Consider the following 17282-nt stretch of genomic DNA (forward strand, 5'->3'; position numbering starts at 1 on the left):
AACAATGTTTTGCAACAATTTAAAAAAATTCTAATAAATCTTGGTGAAAAAATCATAAAATACTTAGATATTTTAATTGTCTGACCGCTAGGGAGTTATTGAAATATCTTAGTATTTTATGATTTTTCCATCTTAGATTTATAGAATTTTTTTAATGTTACAAAGCATTATTACTTCGAATTATCTCTTTATATCTTATTCTATATGCTTCTTCTATCATTTCATTTTTAAAATCATGTTCGTCCATTTCAAGATCTTGTTTTTTTATAATACTCTCTATAGACAATTCTGCCACTTTTTTTATAAGTCCTACACCATATTTTTTTAAAAGTTCCTCTTCTATTTGCTTTTGATCCTTTACAATTTCTTTACTTATTATATGTTTCACATAAATACACTTTTTAGTTAAGATATATCCTATTAATACACTTCTTATGCAATCCAAAGGTTCAATTTTTTCACCCATAACAGCTATATTAAATCCTTTTATAAGTCCTTTTTCTATTCTATCTATCCCTTTTTTTATGTCTGTGCTTAATCTTACTTTTTCAAAATTTAAAATCTCTTCACTATCAAAACTTTTGAAACTAAATTCACTATTCATAGGTATATAATATATGCCCTGCTTATTAATAAATTTCTTGAACTTGTCTATCTTATTCATATCTATATAATTATTGCTTCTAATATCCACAACACAATTTATGTTATAGTCAAATAAAAGTGCTGTAAGCTCTTCATTAGTCTTCTCCCCTAATCCTACAGTATAAATTAAATTTTTCATTTAAAACATCTTTCCTTATTTTAATTTAGTTTAAAGAACAAGTGACCTATCTACACTTATTTTTCTAACATATTTATTTATTTAAATAATCAAAAACATCATTCATAAACTGCGGCAAATTAACCTGCCTTTTTGCAGTTATAATATTCTTATCAACATAATTCCCTATTCTAACATACTCTCCGCCAGCATTAATAACATCATCACTCATCTCGTCTGTACAGCTTATTTTATGACTTGTTAGAACTTTAGCAGATATTAAAACATAATTTCCATAACCTATAACTCCTAAAATCTTATTATTATCCATCATATGTTTTACTATATTTTTAATATGTACATTTGTCCTTAATTTGAGGAATGCCGTACCTCCGGGGATTATAACGCCCTCATAGTCATCCTCATCAATTTCACCTGCAGAAGCATCCACATCAACTACATAACCATGTATGCCTGTATAATTATATTTAGTTCCAGTACCAACTACAGTCACACCATATCCAGCTTCTCTTAACCTATATAATGGATATAGAAGTTCAATATCCTCAAAATTATCTTCTACAAATATAATTAAATTTTTCATATCACTTCCTCCTATTCATTTATATTATTTACAAAATCACATCTTATTATAATATAATTTTTAACTAATTGTACATATCATACTTTAATATAAAAATTGCTTCCAATATATTATATAAAACTTGACATAAAATATCTAATATTATATTATTAAAATACCGTTTTAATTAGCCTTCACCAATTTAGGTGTGAGGCATTTTATATTACATAGGAGTGATTTTTAATGGCTGCAAAAGAAGTAAGAACACGTTTTGCACCTAGCCCTACAGGTTATATGCATATCGGAAATTTGAGAACAGCTCTATATACTTATCTTATAGCTAAACATGAAAATGGAAAATTCATTTTGAGAATAGAAGATACTGATCAAGAAAGATATGTAGAAGGTGCTGTAGACGTAATTTATAAAACACTTGAAATGACAGGTTTAAAGCACGATGAAGGTCCTGACATAGGCGGTCCTGTTGGTCCATATGTTCAAAGTGAAAGAAAAAATATTTATCTAGATTATGCTAAGAAATTAGTAGAAAAAGGTGAAGCTTATTATTGTTTCTGCTCAAAAGAAAGACTTGATATGTTAAAAACAAATTCTGAAGCTTTAAAAAGACCTTTTAAATATGATAAACACTGCCTTCATTTATCAAAAGAAGAACTAGAAGAAAAACTTAAGGCTGGTATTCCTTATGTTATAAGACAAAATAATCCACTTACTGGAACTACTAGTTTTGATGATGTTATTTATGGAAGAATTTCTGTTGATAACTCAGAGCTTGATGATATGATTCTAATAAAATCAGATGGCTATCCAACATATAATTTTGCCAATGTTGTTGATGATCATCTAATGGGCATAACACATGTTGTAAGAGGAAATGAGTATTTATCCTCAGCTCCAAAATACAATAGACTATATGAGGCTTTTGGATGGGATGTACCAATATATGTACACTGTCCTCCAATAATGAAAGATGCTCATAGTAAATTAAGTAAACGAAATGGTGATGCTTCATTCCAAGATTTAATTGCAAAAGGATATCTTAAAGAAGCAGTATTAAATTACATTGCTCTTTTAGGTTGGAATCCTGAAGGAACTGATGAAATTTTATCACTTGAAGATATGGTTAAACATTTTGACTATACTCATATAAATAAATCTTCTGCCGTATTTGATCCTGTAAAATTAAAATGGATGAATGGCGAATATATAAGAAAACTTAGCCCAGAAGAATTTCATAATTATGCACTTCCTTATTATAAGGGTGTTATAACAAAAGAAAATATCGATTTAAAGAAAATAAGTGAATTAATACAAACAAGAGTAGAAGTATTGAATGAAATTCCTGAGATGATTGATTTCTTTAATGAATTACCTGAATATGATATAGCTATGTATACTCATAAAAAAATGAAAACTAATGCTGAAATATCATTAGACAGCCTAAAAAAATGTCTTCCTGTTATTGAAGGTATAGAAGACTGGACTTTTGACAATATACAAAGCACTATAATGAACTATATTAAAGAATTAGGTGTAAAAAACGGAATTATATTATGGCCTTTAAGAACTGCCCTTTCCGGAAAAAAATTTACACCTGGTGGTGCTTTTGAAATAGCTGATATAATAGGCAAAGAAGAATCATTAAATAGAATAAAAATTGGAATTGAAAAGTTACAATAATAGAAAAAGCGATATTTACACAACTAAAAATAGATATAGAATATAGATCACTACTATATACTATATCTATTTTTATATAGTATACAAAGTTTGTTACGCTTTAAATTATAAGTCACAATCATATAACCATTAACAATTAAAATCAACAGTATGAAATTAAATTTGAAGAAATATTATTTTGCATTTTTATATGTGCGGTAAGATACATTTGACCCTGTATAATTTAAATTATTACTATTTCTATAAACACCAATTCAAACATAATATCTTTTTTGTTAATACTATAATATGAAAAAACTGCAAAAATTCTAATCACTTGCCACACGATATTTACGAACTATATTTGTAAGCTCTTGAAATCTTAAAATAGTATATTGATAAAAATCTTTATATGACGAGCAAAAATAATTCTTGCCTAGAGCTTTTGCATCAGCAGGTTCATAATACCTTCTGCAACCTCCTCTACATATATAAGCAAATTCACACTTCCTACAATCATTAGGAATACCACTTCCCAAATTTACAAATTTCTTAACCTTATCTCCTTGTAATAGCTCCTTTATGCTACTCTCTGTGATATTTCCCATATTCCATGTATCAAAAGCATAAAAATCACAAGGATAGCATGAACCATCTGCTTCTATAACTAAATTAGCCGAACAGTAACCACTCATATCGCAAGATTCTGTATGCATGCCTAACAATATCTGTAAAATATTATCAAACATTCTAATACTTATCCGTTTACCTGATTTAAGATCTGTGTACCATAAATCAAATAATTTTTTTAAGAAATCCCCATAAGCTTTTGGCGTTAATGAATATTCATTGTTCCCTGCCTCTGTACCTAGCTTGTCTAAACAAGGTATAAATTGTAAGTATTTAAAATTATTTTTACTAAAAAATTTATATATTTTTTCAACATGTCTAGCTACAGATTTACTAATCACAGATAAAATGTTATATTGTACCTTGTATTTATTAAAGCTTTCAATGGTTTTTTCAATTCTTTTATAACTTCCAATTCCATTGACATTCATGCGGTTTTGATCATGTATTTCTTTAGGACCATCTAATGAAAGACCAACAAGAAATTTATTTTTTGCAAGAAATTTTGCCCATTCATCATCTATTACCATTCCATTAGTTTGAATAGCATTATTTACTCGTATTTTCTTTACATTATATTTTTTTTGCAAAGTTATTAAGTTTTTATAGAAATCAAGACCAGCTAAAGTAGGCTCGCCGCCTTGAAACGCAAAGCCCACAATATTATTTGCATATTCAAATGCCCTTTTTACTAGCATCTCTAATGTTTTATGTGACATTATTCCGTAGTTTTTTTCTTTTCTATTTTCTGTAACATCCTTATAAAAACAATATTTACATTTTAAATTACAATTACCTGAAGCAGGCTTGATTAACAAATTTATAGCTAGCATGTTTAATTCCTCCAATAGTTCAGTAATCTAATAATTTATACTACTATTTCAATTCTTTATTGCAGGTGATTAATGTTTTTCTTCTGATATTTCTAATATATAATTCAAAAGATTTACTACATTTACAGATTTAAAATGTTCTGAAAAAAGGGGATTAGCAGAGTTATTATAAATCTGTAAATGTACAATCTTCAATATGTTATATTAAAAATAATTTTTTATTTATTTAATATTTTACAAAATTCATCTAAATATGGATCACCTGTTTTCTTCATATAGGATAACATTTTATCTCTATACTGATTGCGGATACTTTGATATTCTGGATTATCAATCAAATTTTTTAGTGCATCTGGATCTTTAGCAAAATCATATAATTCTTCTTTTGATCTATACAAAAACATTTTTACACGTTCCTCAATTTCTGGATTATCTGCTGCAGCATCAACCATACCTTTATAAGTAAGTCCATTCATTGACTCATTTTTAAATTTAGTCTTTCCATCAGACCAATCATTAAAAATATATCCATACTTATGGTCTTGAATGCAGCGCATTGGGAAATAGGTACCACCTGAATTTTTAGTGATTTGAGTGTAAACTTCATTCCACTCTCCTTCATCTTCACCCAAAAGTAAGCTTTTATAAGATTTTCCATCCACTTTTCCATCGTATGAAATATCAATAAAATCTAGAATTGTAGGCATAAAATCAATTCCTGCTACAAAATGTTTATTATCCACTGATCCCTCCTTAATAATCCCAGGCATACTAAAAATCAATGGAGTTTTAGTACTATTCAAATAGCAATTAGTCTTAGCAAACGGAAATGCCATACCATTATCACTTAAGAAAACTATTAATGTATCTTTATCCATGCCTGTTTCCTTCAGAGCTTTCATTATCATGCCCATTGTTTCATCACATCTGTGCATACTACTAAAATATTGTGCGACTTCTTTCCTAACAGCTGAAATATCGGGTAAGAACCCTGGAATATCTATCTCTTCTGGTGTATAATATCTGCTTGCATAAATATTAAAGCCAAATTGTTTTAGTTCATCAGCACTTCCTGCAAAAGGTCTATGAGGATCATGAGAGTTTGCCATCAAAAAGAAAGGCTTGTTCTGATCTTTTGCTTTTTCAAAAAAAGATTTACAATTCTTATAGTATATATCTGGGCTTCTTCCATAAAGATTTTCTGAATTAAAAGTATCTGAAATCCAATCCCATGCAAATTTTTCAATTGGTTTACAATGCTTTATCTTTCCAATAATACCATTCATATATCCAGAACTTTTCAACACTTCAGTAAGCGTTGTGACATTTGAATTTATTGGATCAAATCCTGGTGCTCCATTATTATATGGATACAAACCAGTTAACAAACACTGTCTGGATGGCTGACAAATAGCAACTGTAACATGAGCATTTTCAAATCTAATACCATTACAAGCTAACTTGTCTAAATTTGGTGTAATATTCTCTACTGGGCAACCAAACGCCCCTAAAGAATTATAATTACTATCATCTGCAACTAAAAATAAAACATTCTTTTTATTCATAAATAACCCCCTCCTAAAGCTTCAATCAATTACCTACAATAATTGATTTCTGATTACATTTAATTGGCTAAAAGTCACTCTCCCTTATTAGGACAGCAAATTCATGGAATGAATTTGCATAATATATTTTAGTCATCAACATTACTACTTTTGCATTTTTCTCAGATTCAAACCTCTTGGGCATGAAAATTTACTTTTTTACTGCAATTGTGCACTTTTGAAGTAAATTTATACTTTCAGTTTGCTATTATTTATTAATCAACCGATTGATTTAATATAATTTTATAATAAAAATCGTATCTTGTAATTTCAACTTTGTGTCAGTTTCATTCCATTTTTGTTACGTTTAAACAACACTGTTTATTTACCTCTTTTTAAAATAATTAAATCACCAAAACAATCTATTCGATATCTTATTTAATTTCTAATTTTAACTTACTGTACTGGTCTTAAATATGATAGGCCTACATAGGTAACTTAATATTATTGATTATAATTCCATACTTATTAAATTATTGTATATTTTGAATGGTATTGCAGCAACTGTATTCTATGGTAAAAAAGTAGAACTTCATCAAGCATATAGAAAGGGACAAAAACATCAATTAGGACTCATTATTAATTCTATATTTGTGTAGAATACGAGGCTTTGGAATCAGCCATTGATTCTTTGAAAAGTACTGGCCACGATACAAGTAATGTTTATATGCCAAAATTATTACCATTATGTTACAAACATATTAATGTTATGGGTAAATGCTCTTTCAATCTAACATTGAAAACTAGAGCAGTGATTTAATAACATTATTATCATTAGATGATTAACATTAAAAAATAGCAATAGAAATTTTATGTATTTTCTATTGCTATTTCTATTCCATTACTACAGAAACTTCGAATTGTAAAGGACTTATCTATAAATATACACAAACAAAAATTGGATATTACAACATTAAAAAATTGGTGTGATTTTTATAATATATATAAGGATAATGAAACAAAAATCCTTAAAAGTATAAAAAAATTATTGAGAAAACTCATATGTACTGCCATTTAATAATTATTTAAATCAAATCAGCGAACCTACCATTTCCCTAACAGAATTCATGCATGATATATTTATAAATTAGTGTAATATGAGTTCTATATCATTTTATGGTATAGTTAAATCAAAAATACTGGCAGTACCCATTATAGAGATGTGAGTTTTCACATCTCTATAACTTTATTAACATACTAAATATATAGTATATTAATAATCATTTTTTATAATATTTCTTAATCTACTCTTGAATCTTGCTTTTTTAATTTCCTATATTAATTATGGTTTTTAATCCATTTTCTTTGACAATAGTAAAATTGCCAGAAGCTATATTATCAATTTGATCTTTACTTTTATCCTTTAAACATGATGGAACCTTAGCTGGATTTATATCACCTACAATTAATTTCTGCGCTGATGAATTATAGGAATCTATTTCACTTACATGATCATCAGCATTATATGCATCAATGGCATGACTTAGTGTTCTTGCACTTGCCTGTATGCTTGATTTCTCTGCCTTTTTTTTATAAGCTGAAACTGATGGTACTAAAATAGCCGCTAAAATGGCAATAATAGCAATAACAATTATCAATTCAATAAGAGTAAATCCTTTTCTCTTAGTACTGTTTTTCACTTTATTAACCTTCTTTACTACTAAGTGTATTTAAATAAAATAAAAAGAGCATTAAAGCCCACTGAAACATTATATTTTTATGCCTATAACCTTATTGGGAATTATGCCCATGTTTTTTCTATTTATACACACAATAGTAAACTCAAGATTAAACTTAACTTTTCTTTAATTTGCCTCATCAATTTCAAATATAGAATAATAATCATCCCCATAGATTCTATACGCTTTATCGTATTTAACAAGTAACTTAACATTAGGCATATCATTCCTTAATATTGCATATTGAATATTATATTTCTTAAAAACATAAATCATATAATCATAACTATTCAAAGCTTTCATCTGATCAACAAATGCATTAGTCTTGTTGAAGTTGTATGTAAATAAATCCTGACGAGTATCCACGAAGGTTTTTATTCCACTAAAAATAATGTATGGACTGCTGTTATAATCATTAAATATTCTAGATGTTTTAATTTCCTCATGTGAGTTTATATAATTACAAGCTTTTACTGGATATGAGGAATTACTTACAGTAGGTACAAAATTTATGCTATTAACATTCATAAAATATTTATCAATAAGTATAACCGATTTTACAAGTAACACAATTATGAATAGCACACATGTTACATTATTTAGTTTTACTCTATACCCCTTTAATTTCTCCACTCTTACTTTTGATACGAATTTTTCAAATAAATCACAGTAAAAATCATATAAATATGAAGATATAATAGGTAGTACAAATAAAAATATTACAAACACCTGTCTTTTAGAACTTAATGCAAGTATTATAAAAGCACCTGATATCAGAAAATCCTTCAAACTTATTTTAGAAACTGTATAAACACATATAACCATACATATTATGATTAAAGCCGCTTTATTTGAATAAATAGGAGTTACGCCCCACTCATTAATATAATAACTATTTATATTAGCATTTTTCATAGCAAGATACGTATATTCGTACAATTTATACCCATATGGATTTATAAAAATAGAGAGTATACTTAAAAAAAAGTATTTATAGTCATGTGGAAGTGTATAGTATGCAAAAATAATTAAATATAATGGGTATATCCCTCCATGTATATTAATTCCAATTATTAAAAGTATTATTGCCGATAAATACCTACGCTTTTCAAGCAATATAAATATCAAAATTAGTATAAGCTTTGATATTAAAATAGGTCTATAAGAAATATCTCCAGAACTTCCTAATATGTATATCCACATTATTATTAAAGATATAAATTTATTTTTATTTTTAATAAATGAATATTTATATACAGCAAAACTTGTAATTAAATTTATGAAAGCCGAAAAAATTATAACAGATTTAAAGCTCCCTATTTTATATACGCAATAAGCTATAATTCCAAATAGCCACTCATGGCTTATCCAATAAAATTTATTTTGAATACCATACCAAGAGAATATATCTCTATGTGGTATAACTTTATTTTTTAAAATATATTCTCCAACTTTTATATGCCAAAATCCATCATTTATCGTATTTAACTCCAAACCATAAATAAAAGCCATTAAAAGTGCTGCTGCAAAACATATCCTAAATACTACAATTTTTAATTTTTCACTTTTTAAAATACTATTCACCATTTTTAATTTCCTCTACATACTTATTCCACGTAACAATCATATTAAATAGACTTTCAACATCCTGCCTATTATATAAAAGTATCTTATCTTTTTTCTCGTCAGGCATCCTTGAAAAATATTCAGAATCTTTCATGATTTTTCCAAATGTCTTTGCTAAGGTGGAACCACCTATTATTTCGCTTTCCCTACTTATTTCAAATACTTTTTCAAGATTTTTAAGTCCTACACATTTTTTAGAAACTTTCTCATATTCGCTTTGTAAGTCTATGCTTTTAAATTTTTTATTTACTTCCATGTCTATTTTATATTTTTTAAATAAATAATTTATAACTGTAAAATCATTATTACCTGAAAAAGTAACAATATAATTCTTTTTTAAATTGCTCATGGCATTATTAAAGTATTCTTCTGCTATTTTTAGTACTTCTTTTGCATCCTTTTTATTTTCTATCATATACTGCGTAGTAACAAGTTCCTCTGAATCTTCATTATAATATGAACACCCAAATACACCTATACATATGGGTTTTTTATACACATAATGCTCTAAATCAAAAAATAATGCTTTTGAATACACTTTATTCTCGCACCCAATTTTAAAACTATTAGAAAAATCACTTATTTTTATTTTACTTACGGTATTTCTTTTAATCAATCCTATCACTCTCTTTTTGTTTATTTACTTATGTGTCAATTAATTTCCAAACTCTACAAATTTTCAGCTGCTTTTATTCAAGCAATTTATATTATACCATATAATGTAATTTCTTTCATTAAATATAGAGCTTTTAGTTAAACATTTAACCACTATATGAAAAAAAGAATGATTTTAGAATATTAAATTTCTAAAACCATTCTTTTTTCAATTTTCTAATATAGATTAAAATGCAGGTACTATTTTTCCTTTATATTTATCATCAATATACTTTTTAACTTCAGGTGAATTTAATGCCTTACTTAAAGCTTTTATATAAGGCTTATTTTTATCCTGCTTCCTAACTGCAAGAATATTTGCATAAGGTGCATCCTTAGCCTCTGAAACAATTGCATCCTTTGTAGGGTTTAAATTTGCTTGAATTGCATAATTAGAATTTATTACTGCTGCTGTAACATCATCAAGAACTCTTGGAAGTTGTGCAGCATCTAATTCTTTTATTTTTATATTTTTCTTATTTTCAGTTATATCAAGTTTTGTAACGAGATCAGCTTTCTTAAGTTTTATAACTCCATTTTTCTCTAACAACTTAAGTGCTCTTGATTCATTAGTTGAATCATTTGGTACAGCTATTTCATCACCATTTTTAAGTTCACTTAATTTTTTAATTTTATGCGAATATACTCCCATAGGCTCAATATGAACCTTAACAGTATAGGTTAAATCAGTATGTTTCTCTTTATTATAAGCTTCGAGATATGGTATATGTTGATAATAGTTTGCATCCAATTCACCATCATTAAGTGCTGTATTAGGTGCAACATAATCTGTAAATACCTTTACTTTTAAGTTGTATCCCTCTTTTTTAAGAATAGGTTTTACAACATTATTCAATATTTCAGCATGAGGCACTGCTGTCGCACCTACTAGTATTGTTTTCTTATCGCTGCTTGATGTAGTACTACTGCTTGAACTACTGCATCCTGTTAAAGCTCCTATTAAAACTATTCCAGATAAAACTAAAGATAAAAATTTTTTATTCATAATTGCCCTCCTCTAATAATTTATTGAATCATTTTTTTATAGATAAAATTGCCTAAAGATTGTAAAAGTTGAACTATAATCATAAGTAATATTACAGTATAAATCATTACCGTAGTATTAAACATATAATATCCATAATGCATAGCTGCGTCTCCAAGTCCTCCACCGCCTATTGCTCCAGCCATAGCTGAATATCCAATTATATTAATAACTGTGAGTGTTATCCCTGAAACTATTGCTGGCATGGCTTCTTTTATCATAACTTTAAATATTATTTGAAAATTGCTTGCCCCAAAAGACTTTGCAGCTTCAACTATACCGCTGTCAACTTCTTTAAGTGAAGATTCTATAACTCTAGCTGCAAATGGGAAAGCTCCTATTGTAAGAGGAACTATTGCCGCAGTTGTTCCTATTTGTTTTCCCGTAATAAGTTTTGTAAGCGGAAATATAGCAATCATTAAAATTAAAAATGGAAAAGACCTAAGCATATTTATTATAAAATCAAGTATCTTATACACAACTTTATTCGGTCTTAAACCATTTTCATCAGTTAAAACCAAAACAATAGCAGGTATAAATCCGATTATTACAGCAAAAAGTGTAGATACAAAAACCATATATATTGTCTCACCTAAAGCAGGTACTAGTATTTCTGTTATTATATCCATGATAATTAAACCTCCTCCCAAATTACATTATGTGAATCTAAATAATTACATATGATATCTTTTTTGTCCTCAGAAAAATTTATAACCAAACTACCTAAAACATTATCTCTAAATTTCTCAAGCTTTCCCCATACAATTGAAAAATCAATATCAAGTTTCCTTGCCATTGAAGTTATAAGTGCATTTTCACTGCTGCTCTTAGGAAAAATTATTTTTATATTTATTCCATCCTTAGGCAAAACATCACTGCTCTGACCTATAAGTCTTTTCATATCTTTACTTGGATTTAAAAATAAATCTTCAACCACACCTACTTCTTTTATAACTCCATCATCAATTAACGCAACTCTTTCACATATTTCCTTTACAACTTCCATTTGATGTGTTACAACAACTATTGTTATTTTAAGTTTTGAATTTATTTCTTTTAAAAGTTGTAATATTGATTTTGTAGTATTAGGATCTAGTGCTGATGTAGCCTCATCACATAATAATATCTTAGGATTTAAAGCTAACGCTCTCGCAATAGCAACTCTCTGCTTCTGGCCTCCACTTAAATTAGCTGGTTTGCTATGTACCTTATCTTTTAAATCAACAAGCTCTAAAAGCTCGTTAACTCTTGATTCTATTTTATCTTTTGGTACTCCCCATACCTCAAGTGGCAAAGATATATTATGATAAACGTCCTTTCTATTAAGTAAATTAAAATTCTGAAATATCATCCCAATTTCTTTTCTAAAATTTCTAAGTTCTTTCTCACTTAAAGCTTTTATTTCCTTGCCAGAAACAATTACACTTCCGTCATCATAATTTTCAAGCCCATTCATACATCTAAGAAGAGTAGATTTACCGGCACCACTATGACCTACAATACCAAATATCTCTCCATCTTTAATATCTAAATTTATATCTTTAAGGACTTTATTTTTTAAAAAATATTTACATACACCTTTTATTTTTATCACTTGTTTCACCTCATTTTACAAATTAAAAAAATAAAAGCCCGAGAAAAAATCTCAGGCTTTAAAAGCTCAATTTATTCTCATCTCTCAGCTAGCGCTGCAGGAATTAGCACCTTGTACATAAAATGATACATACAGGTTGCTGGGCTTCATAGGGCCGGTCCCTCCACCTCTCTTGATAAGTGCACTATTCTTATTAAATTCTTAATTATCATTATAATTAGCATAACTTTAAATGTCAATATGCTTTTAGTCTTTTTACACAAAAATATACTTATCACATTAAAATAATATGTTTTTTACAAAACAAACACCTTGAATAAATAATAACGCATACAACATCCATTAACTAAAAAGTGTAATGAATAAAAAAATTGTATTTTAAATTATTTATATCAAGGTAAAACATATCGATATTATTTACAAAAAATCAAATCAATCTTCTTCAATAAAATCACGTATAGTTCTTATTTGTATCAATGATAACGAAACAAATTCACAACCAACTATATATGAGTTATCATTGCATCCTGTCCACCTGACATATGAAGTACACCAAAATGAAGGATTATCTCCAACTTGTAAAAGAAAGCTTACAAAGTCCCCTTTATGAATCATTATTTTACTTTTAAAACAAATTCCAGTTTCTGAAATATCAACTGATTCTAATATAGGTCCTTCTCCAGTAAATTTTTCATATACACTCTTATCATTTATTCTAGGATATGAAATTTCTATGTTAATTTTCTTTCTTTTTTTACTCCTTTTTTCTTTTGCAAATCTATAGGTTTTGTAGCTAATATCAGATTTAGAGGATAATGCCATATAAATCCCCCCTATTATATAATCTAAATCTGCTTACTTAAAAATAAAAATTGCAATACATACAATTATATTTTACTTATACTTTCAACGAAATTACTTAAATTATATCATAATTCAACAAAAATAAGAATATATGAAATTATTCTATTTATCTGTATTAATATTGTGAAGGTTTACTAGCATTGTTAGCATTCATTATGTACACTTTAATTTTTAATTGACATTGTAAAAATTAAATGATAATATTTAATTGAAAATGATATTCATTATTATGTTGTATTGATTTTTATAAGGAGATGTTTTTATGTTGATTGAAATATTGTTAACAATTCTCATAATATGCTCAGCTATCTATATTTTTTATAAGAGTTTTAAAAAAGGACTTAACGGAGATTGCAGTAGCTGCTGTAATTCAAAAACATGTAATAATTGCTGTACCACCAAAAAACAGCTTAAATAAATTAATAGTAATTTGTAACATAAAAAAGATTCTATAAATCTAAGATAAAAAATTGTAAAATACTAAGAGTTTTCAATAACTCGCACAGCTCAAACAATTGAAAACTCTAAGCATTTTACAATTTTTTATCAAGATTTATTAGAGTCTTTTTTAATTGTTACAAAACACTATTAATTCATTTTTAAAGTAAGGCAATGTAGATTTTCCAGAACAAAGCGCAGGAAAATCATCCTTCATTCTTAATTCTTCTTTCTTAATTCTTAATTTTCAGCCTTTCATTTACGTAATTCTCAAATTTAAGAGCCTTATCTTTGTCCATTGGCTTAACATCCTTAAGTCTATACTCTATGCCAAGCTCATTATATTTTTTTACCCCTAAAGTATGATATGGCAAAATTTCAAATTTGGTTACTCTCTTAACTTTTTTTATTATATTTATTAACTTATCCATACTTTCATAATTATCTGTTATCCCTGGAACCATAACATGTCTTATCCAAACTTCCGTGTCAGATTTATTAACTTCATGTAAGAATTTATAAAATTCCTTCATATCCCCACCGGTTAATTTCCTATACCCAGCAGCATCAATATGTTTTACATCAAGAAGCACAAGATCAGTATACTTAAGTATTTCACTATACATACCCTTACCAAAGCCAGCAGTATCAACCGCAGTTCTTATTCCCTTTTCCTTGCATAACTTCAAAAATGCAATTAAAAACTCAGGTTGCATTAGTGGTTCCCCTCCAGAACAAGTTACACCACCACCAGATTTATCGAAATAATTTTTGTACCTCTTAACTTTTTCTACTAAATCAATTTCTGAAATTTCTTTACCTGAATCAAGGCTCCACGTATCAGGATTATGGCAGAATGCGCACCTAAGCCTGCATCCTGCGAAAAAAATAACTACCCTTATACCTGGACCATCTACAAGTCCCATGGTCTCTATGGAATGAATTCTACCCAAATTAACACCCCTACATTCTTTCATGAAATGTTCTGCTAACTACTTCCATTTGTTGTTCTTTTGTAAGTCTTACGAAATTAACCGCATATCCAGATACCCTTATAGTAAGAGTTGGATATTTTTCTGGATGATCCATAGCATCTATTAGTGTCTCCCTATTAAGTACATTTACATTTAAGTGATGAGCTCCTTTTTCAAAATAACCATCTAAAATAGCAGTCAAATTATTAGCTCTTGTCTCACCATCTTTTCCAAGTGCATCTGGTACAATTGAAAATGTATTTGAAATTCCATCTTGACATACTTCTCTATATGGAATTTTTGCAACACTATTTAATGATGCTAATGCTCCATTTTTATCTCTTCCATGCATTGGATTAGCGCCTGGTGCCAATGGTGCTCCGGCTTTTCTTCCATCTGGTGTTGTACCTGTTTTCTTACCATACATTACATTTGAGGTTATAGTAAGTATTGATAAAGTATGTTCAGCATTTCTATAAGCTTTTGTCTTTCTTATCTCTGATATGAACTTGTTTACTATTTCAACTGCTATATCATCGACCCTATCATCATCATTACCGTACTTAGGGAAATCTCCTTCTATTTTAAAATCAACAGCTATTCCATCTTCATTTCTAATAGGTTTTACTTTTGCATATTTTATTGCACTTAAAGAATCAGCTGCCACAGAAAGTCCTGCTGCACCGCAAGCTAAATATCTATGAACATCAGTATCATGAAGTGCCATAAGTCCTGCTTCATAAGCATATTTATCATGCATATAGTGTATTAAGTTAAGTGTATTTACATATAATTTTGCTACATACTTAATTACCTTAAAATAATTCTCTTTAACCTTATTATAATCAAGTACATCATCATCTATTCTTTCAATACCAGGAACTACTAATTCAAATTTTTTCTCATCCACACCACCGTTTATAGCATATAATAACGATTTAGCAATGTTACATCTAGCACCAAAGAACTGCATTTGCTTTCCTATTTTCATAGCAGATACGCAACAAGCTATACCATAATCGTCACCATAAATAGGTCTCATTACCTCATCATTTTCATATTGAATTGCATCAGTTTTTATAGACATCTTTGCACAGTATTTTTTAAAACTTTCTGGAAGCTTATCTGACCATAAAACAGTCATATTAGGTTCAGGTGCAGGTCCTAAATTAGTTAAAGTATGAAGAAATCTAAATGAATTCTTTGTAACAAGAGTTTCTCCGTTTATTCCCATTCCTCCAATTGATTCAGTAACCCAGTTAGGATCACCTGCAAAAAGTTCATTATATTCAGGAATTCTTAAATGTCTTTCAAGTCTTAATTTTATTATAAATTGATCTATAATTTCCTGTGCTTCTTTTTCTGTTATAACATTGTTTTTTATATCTCTTTCAATATATATATCTAAAAATGTTGAAACTCTTCCAAGAGACATAGCTGCACCATTATTTTCTTTTATTCCAGCTAAATATCCAAAATAAGTGAATTGGACTGCTTCTTTTGCATTAGCTGCTGGCTTTGAAATATCTATTCCGTATTTAAGTGCCATATTTTTCATTTTCTTTAAGGCTTTTATCTGCTCTGCTACTTCTTCCCTTGCTCTTATTAGTTCTTCAGTCATATCGCCTTTTAATTCTTTTAAATCTACTTTCTTTTGCTCTATTAAATAATCTATGCCATATAAAGCTACTCTTCTAAAATCACCTATTATTCTTCCTCTACCATAAGCATCTGGAAGTCCTGTTAAAAGTCCAACATGTCTAGCTATTCTCATTTCATCAGTATAAGCATCAAAAACAGCTTCATTATGTGTCTTTCTATACTTTGTAAATATATCATATACATCTTTATCAATTTTATCACCATAGGCTTCTAAAGCTTGTTTAGCCATTCTTATACCGCCAAATGGGTTTACCATTCTCTTTAGAGGCTCATCCGTTTGAAGACCAAATATAACCTCATTTTCTTTATCGATATAGCCAGGTTCAAAACTATCTATTCCTGATATAGTTTTATTATCTGTTTTTAAAACTCCGCCCTTTTTTAGCTCTTCTAAAATTAATTTTTCACATTCACTCCATAACTTTTTTGTTTTATCCGTTGCATCACATAAAAAATCTTCACTACCCAAATAAGGTGTATAGTTTTTTTGTATAAAATTCCTTACATCAATTCCATTCACCCATGAGCCTTCTTTAAAACCATTCCATTCTTTAATCATTCTAAAAATCCCCTTTGTAAAAAAATTTTTATTTTTATTAAATATTGTAATTGAAATTATTTTAAATTGAATGTCTAGAACATACAAAAAGACCCCC

14 protein-coding genes and 1 riboswitch are annotated in these 17282 nt (G+C 28.2%); of the genes, 1 reads left to right on the forward strand and 13 read right to left on the reverse strand.

What is annotated here, in order from left to right; translation table 11 throughout:
• Positions 1–157 precede the first annotated feature (157 nt).
• Together BEE63_RS04425 and BEE63_RS04430 are read right to left on the reverse strand one after the other, a co-directional pair.
• Positions 158–784 (reverse strand): DUF488 domain-containing protein, encoded by a 627-nt coding sequence (locus tag BEE63_RS04425; RefSeq protein ID WP_066020230.1) that lies wholly within the window; start codon positions 782–784, stop codon positions 158–160.
• Positions 785–857: 73 nt separating this feature from the next.
• Positions 858–1367: a DJ-1/PfpI/YhbO family deglycase/protease gene (locus tag BEE63_RS04430; RefSeq protein WP_066020231.1), complete on the reverse strand. Its 510-nt coding sequence runs from the start codon at positions 1365–1367 to the stop codon at positions 858–860.
• A gap of 222 nt (positions 1368–1589) precedes the next feature.
• On the opposite strand from BEE63_RS04430, the gene gltX reads away from it, so the two are divergent.
• Positions 1590–3044 carry a glutamate--tRNA ligase gene (gltX, locus tag BEE63_RS04435; RefSeq protein WP_066020232.1) on the forward strand — a complete coding sequence of 485 codons (1455 nt, stop codon included), beginning with the start codon at positions 1590–1592 and terminating at the stop codon, positions 3042–3044.
• Positions 3045–3352: 308 nt separating this feature from the next.
• On the opposite strand, the gene BEE63_RS04440 is transcribed toward gltX, so the two are convergent.
• The 11 genes from BEE63_RS04440 to pflB all read right to left on the reverse strand — a co-directional run bounded on the left by BEE63_RS04440 (position 3353) and on the right by pflB (position 17185).
• Positions 3353–4486, reverse strand: a complete 1134-nt coding sequence (locus tag BEE63_RS04440) for an anaerobic sulfatase maturase (RefSeq protein ID WP_066020233.1) — start codon at positions 4484–4486, stop codon at positions 3353–3355.
• A gap of 218 nt (positions 4487–4704) precedes the next feature.
• Complete coding sequence (locus BEE63_RS04445) at positions 4705–6051, reverse strand: sulfatase family protein (protein ID WP_066020234.1); 1347 nt, start codon at positions 6049–6051, stop codon at positions 4705–4707.
• 1304 nt (positions 6052–7355) lie between these two features.
• The gene (locus tag BEE63_RS04450; RefSeq protein WP_066020235.1) at positions 7356–7730 is read right to left on the reverse strand and encodes a prepilin-type N-terminal cleavage/methylation domain-containing protein; all 375 of its coding nucleotides are present in this window, start codon (positions 7728–7730) and stop codon (positions 7356–7358) included.
• A 165-nt stretch (positions 7731–7895) separates the two neighbouring features.
• Positions 7896–9356, reverse strand: a complete 1461-nt coding sequence (locus BEE63_RS04455) for a hypothetical protein (protein ID WP_066020236.1) — start codon at positions 9354–9356, stop codon at positions 7896–7898.
• Positions 9346–10011, reverse strand: coding sequence for a ribonuclease H-like domain-containing protein (locus tag BEE63_RS04460; protein WP_066020237.1), 666 nt, complete (start codon positions 10009–10011; stop codon positions 9346–9348). Before BEE63_RS04460 ends, BEE63_RS04455 begins: the two co-directional genes overlap by 11 nt.
• Before the next feature lie 225 nt (positions 10012–10236).
• Complete coding sequence (locus tag BEE63_RS04465) at positions 10237–11055, reverse strand: MetQ/NlpA family ABC transporter substrate-binding protein (protein ID WP_066020238.1); 819 nt, start codon at positions 11053–11055, stop codon at positions 10237–10239.
• A gap of 20 nt (positions 11056–11075) precedes the next feature.
• Entirely contained in the window at positions 11076–11723 is a 648-nt protein-coding gene (locus tag BEE63_RS04470) for a methionine ABC transporter permease (protein ID WP_066020239.1), read from the reverse strand.
• Positions 11724–11728: 5 nt separating this feature from the next.
• On the reverse strand, positions 11729–12688 hold the full coding sequence (locus BEE63_RS04475; protein ID WP_066020240.1) for a methionine ABC transporter ATP-binding protein: 960 nt from the start codon (positions 12686–12688) through the stop codon (positions 11729–11731).
• 74 nt (positions 12689–12762) lie between these two features.
• A riboswitch (SAM riboswitch) is annotated at positions 12763–12870 on the reverse strand.
• Between the two features lie 250 nt (positions 12871–13120).
• Positions 13121–13510 (reverse strand): PilZ domain-containing protein, encoded by a 390-nt coding sequence (locus tag BEE63_RS04480; protein WP_066020241.1) that lies wholly within the window; start codon positions 13508–13510, stop codon positions 13121–13123.
• Between the two features lie 713 nt (positions 13511–14223).
• Complete coding sequence (pflA, locus tag BEE63_RS04485; RefSeq protein ID WP_066023157.1) at positions 14224–14943, reverse strand: pyruvate formate-lyase-activating protein; 720 nt, start codon at positions 14941–14943, stop codon at positions 14224–14226.
• A gap of 10 nt (positions 14944–14953) precedes the next feature.
• Entirely contained in the window at positions 14954–17185 is a 2232-nt protein-coding gene (gene pflB, locus BEE63_RS04490) for a formate C-acetyltransferase (protein ID WP_066023158.1), read from the reverse strand.
• Positions 17186–17282 lie beyond the last annotated feature (97 nt).

Source organism: Clostridium pasteurianum, from assembly GCF_001705235.1.
GTDB classification, from domain to species: Bacteria; Bacillota; Clostridia; order Clostridiales; family Clostridiaceae; genus Clostridium_S; species Clostridium_S pasteurianum_A.